Source organism: Lysobacter sp., from assembly GCF_035655815.1.
In the GTDB taxonomy this organism is placed as follows: Bacteria; Pseudomonadota; Gammaproteobacteria; order Xanthomonadales; family Xanthomonadaceae; genus Lysobacter_J.
The window spans coordinates 1-8,040 of the sequence record NZ_DASRTS010000079.1; the positions used below are offsets into that span (position 1 = coordinate 1).

Genomic DNA, 8,040 nt, shown 5'->3' on the forward strand with positions numbered 1-8,040 from the left:
GCCGGCGAAGTCGGAGTGGACATCTACAACCTGATCAAGTACCAGCGTTCCAACCAGAACACGAACATCCACCAGCGTCCGATCGTCGCCCGCGGCGACCGCATCGCCAAGGGTGACGTGGTCGCGGACGGCGCATCGACCGACCTCGGCGAACTGGCCCTCGGCCAGAACATGCTGGTGGCGTTCATGCCCTGGAACGGCTACAACTTCGAGGACTCGATCCTCATCAGCGAACGCGTCGTGGCCGACGACCGCTACACCTCGATCCACATCGAGGAACTGGTGGTGATGGCCCGCGACACCAAGCTGGGCGCCGAGGAAATCACCCGCGACATCCCGAACCTGTCCGAGCAGCAGCTGAACCGCCTGGACGAGTCCGGCATCATCTACGTGGGCGCGGAAGTGCAGCCGGGCGACGTGCTGGTGGGCAAGGTCACGCCGAAGGGCGAGACCACGCTGACGCCGGAAGAAAAGCTGCTGCGCGCGATCTTCGGCGAGAAGGCCTCCGACGTGAAGGACAGCTCGCTGCGCGTGCCGCCGGGCATGGACGGCACCGTCATCGACGTGCAGGTCTTCACCCGTGACGGCATCGAGAAGGACAAGCGCGCCCGCCAGATCGAGGAATCGGAAATCCGTCGCGTCAAGAAGGACTTCGACGACCAGTTCCGCATCCTCGAAGCGGCCATCTACGACCGTCTGCGTTCGCAGCTGGTCGGCAAGATCGCCAACGGCGGCGCAGGCCTGAAGAAGGGCGACACCGTCACTTCGCTGGTGCTCGACAGCCTGCCGAAGAAGGACTGGTTCACCCTGCGCATGAAGGACGACGACGCGGTCGAGGCGATCGAGCGCGCGCAGAAGCAGATCGAGGTCCACAAGGCCGAGTTCGAGAAGCGCTTCGCCGACAAGCGCGGCAAGATCACCCAGGGCGACGACCTCGCTCCGGGCGTGCTGAAGATGGTGAAGGTGTTCCTCGCCGTTAAGCGCCGCATCCAGCCGGGCGACAAGATGGCCGGCCGTCACGGCAACAAGGGTGTCGTGTCGACCATCGTGCCGGTGCAGGACATGCCGTACGCGGCCGACGGCCAGACCGTCGACATCGTCCTGAACCCGCTGGGCGTGCCGTCGCGTATGAACATCGGCCAGATCCTCGAGGTGCATCTGGGCTGGGCCGCCAAGGGCCTGGGCCAGAAGATCCAGCGCATGCTGGAAGCACAGCAGGCCATCGGCGAACTGCGCAAGTTCCTCAACGACATCTACAACCATGACAACGCGGTCGTGGGCGAGCGTGTCGACCTGACGCAGTTCTCCGACGAGGAGCTGCTGCGCCTGGCGAAGAACCTCACCGATGGCGTGCCGATGGCGACGCCGGTGTTCGACGGTGCGGCCGAGTCCGAGATCAAGCGCATGCTGGAACTGGCGGACCTTCCGTCCAGCGGCCAGACCGAACTGTTCGACGGTCGTACCGGCGAGGCGTTCGAGCGCAAGGTCACGGTCGGCTACATGCACATGCTGAAGCTGAACCACCTGGTCGACGACAAGATGCACGCGCGTTCGACCGGTCCGTACTCGCTCGTCACCCAGCAGCCGCTGGGCGGCAAGGCGCAGTTCGGCGGCCAGCGTTTCGGCGAAATGGAAGTCTGGGCGCTGGAAGCCTACGGCGCGGCCTACACCCTGCAGGAAATGCTGACGGTGAAGTCCGACGACGTGCAGGGCCGCAACCAGATGTACAAGAACATCGTCGACGGCGAGTACGAAATGGTTGCCGGCATGCCGGAGTCCTTCAACGTGTTGGTGAAGGAAATCCGCTCGCTCGCGATCAACATGGAGCTGGAAGAGAACTGATCGATACGCGGGAAGCGCCGCGAAACGCGCGCTTCCCGCTGCATTGAGCCAGCCATCCACAGCCCATCGACGAATTCCTCCGATTGGAGAAAACCATGAAAGACCTGCTCAACCTCTTCAACCAGCAGCGCACGACGATCGACTTCGATGCGATCAAGATCGCGCTTGCCTCGCCGGACCTGATCCGCTCGTGGTCCTACGGCGAAGTGAAGAAGCCGGAAACCATCAACTACCGCACCTTCAAGCCTGAACGCGACGGCCTGTTCTGCGCCGCCATCTTCGGTCCGATCAAGGACTACGAGTGCCTGTGCGGCAAGTACAAGCGCATGAAGCACCGCGGCGTGGTGTGCGAAAAGTGCGGCACGGAAGTGACGCTGGCCAAGGTGCGCCGCGAGCGCATGGGCCACATCGATCTGGCCTCGCCGGTCGCACACATCTGGTTCCTCAAGTCGCTGCCCTCGCGCATCGGCCTGATGCTGGACATGACCCTGCGCGACATCGAGCGCATCCTGTACTTCGAAGCGTACGTCGTCACCGAGCCGGGCCTGACAGCCCTGGAGCGGGGCACGCTGCTGACCGAAGAACAGTTCCTGCAGGCGCGCCAGGAGCACGGCGATGACTTCGAAGCGTCGATGGGCGCCGAAGCCGTCTACGAGCTGCTGCGCACGATCGACCTGCAGTCGGAGATGGTCACGCTGAAGGAAGAGATCGCCGCGACCAACAGCGAAACCAAGCTCAAGCGTCTCACCAAGCGCATCAAGCTGGTGGAGGCCTTCCTCGAGTCCGGCAACCGTCCGGAGTGGATGGTCATGACCGTGCTGCCGGTGCTGCCGCCGGACCTGCGTCCGCTGGTGCCGCTGGACGGTGGCCGCTTCGCGACCTCCGATCTGAACGACCTGTACCGCCGCGTCATCAACCGCAACAACCGCCTGCGCCGCCTGCTGGAACTCAACGCGCCCGACATCATCGTGCGCAACGAGAAGCGCATGCTGCAGGAGTCGGTCGATGCGCTGATGGATAACGGTCGTCGTGGCCGTGCCATCACCGGCACCAACAAGCGCCCGCTCAAGTCGCTGGCCGACATGATCAAGGGCAAGCAGGGCCGCTTCCGCCAGAACCTGCTCGGCAAGCGCGTGGACTACTCGGGCCGTTCGGTCATCGTGGTCGGCCCGACCCTGCGCCTGCACGAGTGCGGCCTGCCGAAGAAGATGGCGCTGGAGCTGTTCAAGCCCTTCATCTTCGCCAAGCTGCAGCGCCGTGGCCTGGCCACGACCATCAAGGCCGCCAAGAAGCTCGTCGAGCGTGAAGAGGCCGAGGTGTGGGACATCCTCGAGGAGGTGATCCGCGAGCATCCGGTCCTGCTGAACCGCGCGCCGACGCTGCACCGCCTGGGCATCCAGGCGTTCGAGCCGGTGCTGATCGAAGGCAAGGCGATCCAGCTGCACCCGCTGGTCTGCACCGCGTTCAACGCGGACTTCGACGGTGACCAGATGGCCGTGCACGTGCCGCTCTCGCTGGAAGCCCAGCTGGAAGCGCGCGCGCTGATGATGGCGTCCAACAACATCCTGTCGCCGGCGAACGGCGAGCCGATCATCGTGCCGTCGCAGGACGTCGTGCTCGGCCTGTACTACATGACCCGCGCCCTGGAGAACAAGGCCGGCGAGGGCATGGTGTTTGCCAATGTCGCCGAAGTGAAGCGCGCCTACGACAACCGCGTCGTGCAGCTGCACGCCAAGTGCAAGGTCCGCATCACCGAGACGGTGAAGAACGAGGACGGCACCAGCGAGCAGCGCACCTCGATCGTCGACACGACGGTCGGTCGCGCCCTGCTGCGCGAGATCCTGCCGGAGGGCCTGCCGTTCGCGCTCGCCAACGTCGAGCTGACCAAGAAGAACATCAGCCGCCTGATCAACTCCTGCTACCGCATGCTGGGGCTGAAGGACACGGTCGTGTTCGCCGACAAGCTGATGTACACCGGTTTCGGCTACGCCACGCGTGCCGGCGTGTCCATCGGCATCGACGACATGCTGATCCCGGCCGAGAAGAAGGACATCCTGGCCGAAGCGGAAGCCGAAGTGCTGGAGATCCAGGAGCAGTACCAGTCGGGTCTGGTTACCGCGGGCGAGCGCTACAACAAGGTCGTGGACATCTGGTCGCGCACCAACGAGCGCGTGGCCAAGGCAATGATGGACGCCATCGGCACCGACAAGGTCGTTAACGCCAAGGGCGAGACCGTCGACCAGAAGTCGATGAACTCCATCTACATCATGGCCGACTCGGGCGCGCGTGGTTCGCAGGCGCAGATCCGCCAGCTGGCCGGTATGCGTGGCCTGATGGCCAAGCCGGACGGCTCGATTATCGAGACCCCGATCACCGCGAACTTCCGCGAAGGCCTGAACGTTCTCCAGTACTTCATCTCGACCCACGGTGCCCGTAAGGGTCTGGCCGACACCGCGCTGAAGACGGCGAACTCGGGTTACCTGACCCGTCGCCTCGTCGACGTGGCGCAGGACGTGGTGATCACCGAGAGCGATTGTGGCACGTACGAAGGCCTCACCATGACGCCGATCGTCGAAGGGGGCGACGTGGTCGAGCCGTTGCGCGACCGCGTGCTGGGTCGTGTCGTGGCCGAGGACGTGTTCCTGCCGGGCAACGACGAGGAGCCGATCGTCACCCGCAACACGCTTCTCGACGAAGCCTGGGTGCAGAAGCTCGAGGACGCCAGCGTCCAGTCGATCAAGGTGCGTTCGACGATCACCTGCTCCAGCGCGTTCGGCGTGTGCTCGCACTGCTACGGTCGCGACCTGGGCCGCGGTCACCTGGTGAACCTGGGCGAGGCCGTCGGCGTGGTGGCCGCGCAGTCGATCGGTGAGCCGGGTACGCAGCTGACGATGCGTACGTTCCACATCGGTGGTGCCGCGTCGCGTGCGGCCGCCATCGACAACGTGACGGTCAAGACCACCGGTACGATCAAGTTCAACAACCTCAAGCACGTCGAGCATGCCGCCGGCCATCTGGTCGCGGTGTCGCGTTCGGGCGAACTGTCGGTGCTCGACGGTCACGGCCGTGAGCGCGAGCGCTACAAGCTGCCGTACGGCGCGATGCTGAACGTCAAGGACGGCGCGGAGATCAAGGCCGGCCAGACCGTCGCCAACTGGGATCCGCATAACCATCCGATCGTGTCGGAAGTGGCGGGCTTCGTGCGCTTCATCGACTTCGTCGACGGCGTCACCGTCATCGAGAAGACCGACGAACTCACCGGCCTGGCTTCGCGCGAGATCACCGATCCGAAGCGCCGCGGCTCGCAGGGCAAGGACCTGCGTCCGATCGTCCGCATCGTCGACAAGAACGGCAAGGACCTGTCCATCCCGGGTACCGACCTGCCGGCGCAGTACCTGCTGCCGCCGCGCTCGATCGTGAACCTGCAGGACGGCGCGCCGGTGGGCGTGGGCGACGTGGTGGCCAAGATCCCGCAGGAAGCGTCGAAGACCCGCGACATCACCGGTGGTCTGCCGCGCGTGGCCGACCTGTTCGAAGCGCGCAAGCCGAAGGACCCGGCGGTCCTGGCCGAGCGTTCGGGCATCGTCTCCTTCGGCAAGGACACCAAGGGCAAGCAGCGCCTGATCATCAAGGACACCGACGGCAACGAGCACGAAGAGCTGATCCCGAAGTACCGCCAGATCATCGTGTTCGAAGGCGAGCACGTGGAGAAGGGCGAGACCGTGGTGGACGGCGAGCCGAGCCCGCAGGACATCCTGCGCCTGCTGGGCGTCGAGCCGCTGGCCGTGTACCTGACCAAGGAAATCCAGGACGTCTACCGCCTGCAGGGCGTGAAGATCAACGACAAGCACATCGAGGTCATCGTTCGCCAGATGCTGCGCAAGGTCGAGATCCTCGATCAGGGCGACAGCAAGTTCCTCAATGGCGAGCAGGTCGAGCGCCAGCGCGTGATCGAGGAGAACGCCAAGCTGGCCGCCCGCAACGAGATCGTGGCGAAGTTCGACCCGGTGCTGCTGGGCATCACCAAGGCCTCGCTGGCGACCGAGTCGTTCATCTCGGCGGCTTCCTTCCAGGAAACCACCCGCGTGCTGACTGAGGCCGCCGTGCGCGGCACCCGCGACAGCCTGCGCGGCCTGAAGGAGAACGTGATCGTGGGTCGCCTGATCCCGGCCGGTACCGGCATGGCGTACCACACCCAGCGCCGCCGCGGCGCCACCGGTTTGACCGAGTCGGAACTGGAGACCCTGGCGGGCCCGGTGACGACCGCAGAGACGGCCGAAACCGCGGACGTCGAGGGCGAGGAATCCAGCGCGTCGTAATCGCCGGTTTCCTCCGCGGCGGTTTGCCGGTACAATCCCGGCGTTTTCGCGGCCCCTTCGTGGGGCCGCCCAGATCACGAAATGAGGTCGCCAGGATGCGCCTCGTGTTCGGCCCAGGAAGGGCGGGATCGCAGTGAAGTCCCAAGCCGTGCCGCCATCGCGGTCCGGCTGGGCATCCGGTCTAGTCCGCGTTGACGGTAACGTCTGACGCGGGCTATACTTTTTCGTCTCGGCGTGCCGGAGGTTCCGGCGTGCCGTTCGTTTTTTATCCACGCAAGGCCGCCCGGCCTTCTTCAAAGAGTTCCAGATGGCGACGATCAATCAGCTGGTACGCAAGCCGCGTAGCCCTGAAACCTACAAGAGCGCCTCGCCGGCGCTGGCGAACTGCCCGCAGCGTCGTGGCGTTTGCACCCGTGTGTACACCACCACCCCGAAGAAGCCGAACTCGGCGCTGCGCAAGGTGGCCAAGGTGCGCCTGACCAACGGTTACGAAGTCATCTCGTACATCGGCGGCGAAGGCCACAACCTGCAGGAGCACTCGGTCGTGCTGATCCGCGGCGGTCGCGTCAAGGACCTCCCGGGCGTGCGTTACCACACCGTGCGCGGTTCGCTCGACGCCGCTGGCGTCACCAAGCGCCGCCAGGGCCGCTCCAAGTACGGCGCCAAGCGTCCGAAGTCCTAATCCCGGTCGGCCGCATCGGCGGCCCCGTACAAGAATCACGAGAATAGGTACGCACCATGTCGCGTAAAGGTTCCACTCCTCAGCGTTCGGTCCTGCCGGATCCCAAGCACGGCAGCGAGACGATCGCCCGTTTCATCAACATGGTCATGCAGAGCGGCAAGAAGTCGGTCGCCGAGAAGATCGTCTACGGCGCGATGGATGTCATCGGCGAGAAGAACCCCAACGCCCTCGAGCTGGTCGAGAAGGCGCTGGGCAACGTTTCCCCGGCGGTCGAAGTGAAGTCGCGCCGCGTCGGCGGTGCCACCTACCAGGTGCCGGTCGAAGTGCGCTCCTCGCGCCGCATGGCGCTGGCGATGCGCTGGCTGATCGAATCGGCCCGCAAGCGTGGCGAGAACTCGATGCCGCGCAAGCTCGCGGCCGAGCTGATCGACGCCTCGGAGAACCGTGGCGGCGCGATCAAGAAGCGCGAAGAAACCCACCGCATGGCGGAAGCGAACAAGGCGTTCGCCCACTACCGCTGGTGATCTGAGCGAGGCGACCCCATCTAGGGGTCGTCGGCCCCGGCAGCCTATTGAGCTGCCGCGGCGGCAGACAAGCCGCCATGCGAACCGGAGGCCGCCCCTGAGGCGGCATCTGGCCATCTGGAATTCGAAAACTTACGAGAGGGTCCCGTGGCTCGCACCACTCCCATCGAGCGTTACCGCAACTTCGGCATCATGGCCCACATCGATGCCGGCAAGACCACCACGTCGGAACGCATCCTGTTCTACACCGGCGTCAGCCACAAGATCGGCGAAGTGCACGAAGGTGCCGCGACGATGGACTGGATGGAGCAGGAGCAGGAGCGCGGCATCACGATCACGTCGGCCGCGACGACCGCGTTCTGGAAGGGCATGGACAAGTCCCTGCCGGAGCACCGCTTCAACATCATCGACACCCCAGGCCACGTCGACTTCACCATCGAGGTGGAGCGTTCGCTGCGCGTGCTCGACGGCGCGGTGTTCGTGCTGTGCGCCGTGGGCGGCGTGCAGCCGCAGTCCGAGACCGTATGGCGCCAGGCCAACAAGTACTCGGTGCCGCGCATGGCGTTCGTCAACAAGATGGACCGCACCGGTGCCAACTTTGACAAGGTCGTCGAGCAGCTGAAGTCGCGCCTGGGCGCGTACGCCGTGCCGATGCAGGTGCCGATCGGTGCCG

Annotated in this window: 5 protein-coding genes; all 5 read left to right on the forward strand. The window is 65.1% G+C overall.

From position 1 onward, the window contains the following. On the forward strand, positions 1-1,842 hold a 1,842-nt coding region (rpoB, locus tag VFE83_RS19430; RefSeq protein WP_324909258.1), incomplete at its 5' end, for a DNA-directed RNA polymerase subunit beta. Positions 1,843-1,937: 95 nt separating this feature from the next. Beyond that, complete coding sequence (rpoC, locus tag VFE83_RS19435) at positions 1,938-6,161, forward strand: DNA-directed RNA polymerase subunit beta' (RefSeq protein ID WP_324909260.1); 4,224 nt, start codon at positions 1,938-1,940, stop codon at positions 6,159-6,161. 307 nt (positions 6,162-6,468) lie between these two features. Beyond that, positions 6,469-6,843, forward strand: coding sequence for a 30S ribosomal protein S12 (gene rpsL / locus VFE83_RS19440; protein WP_216959686.1), 375 nt, complete (start codon positions 6,469-6,471; stop codon positions 6,841-6,843). Between the two features lie 56 nt (positions 6,844-6,899). Then, positions 6,900-7,367 (forward strand): 30S ribosomal protein S7, encoded by a 468-nt coding sequence (gene rpsG, locus VFE83_RS19445; RefSeq protein ID WP_194932373.1) that lies wholly within the window; start codon positions 6,900-6,902, stop codon positions 7,365-7,367. Between the two features lie 147 nt (positions 7,368-7,514). Further along, positions 7,515-8,040: GTP-binding protein (locus VFE83_RS19450; protein ID WP_324909264.1), on the forward strand; the 526-nt coding region annotated here is incomplete at its 3' end.

Excerpts from the sequence above, each read along its gene's own strand:
- rpoC (WP_324909260.1), top strand. The coding sequence starts at position 1,938 with ATGAAAGACCTGCTCAACCTCTTCAACCAGCAGCGCACGACGATCGAC.
- rpsL (WP_216959686.1), top strand. The coding sequence starts at position 6,469 with ATGGCGACGATCAATCAGCTGGTACGCAAGCCGCGTAGCCCTGAAACC.
- rpsG (WP_194932373.1), top strand. The coding sequence starts at position 6,900 with ATGTCGCGTAAAGGTTCCACTCCTCAGCGTTCGGTCCTGCCGGATCCC.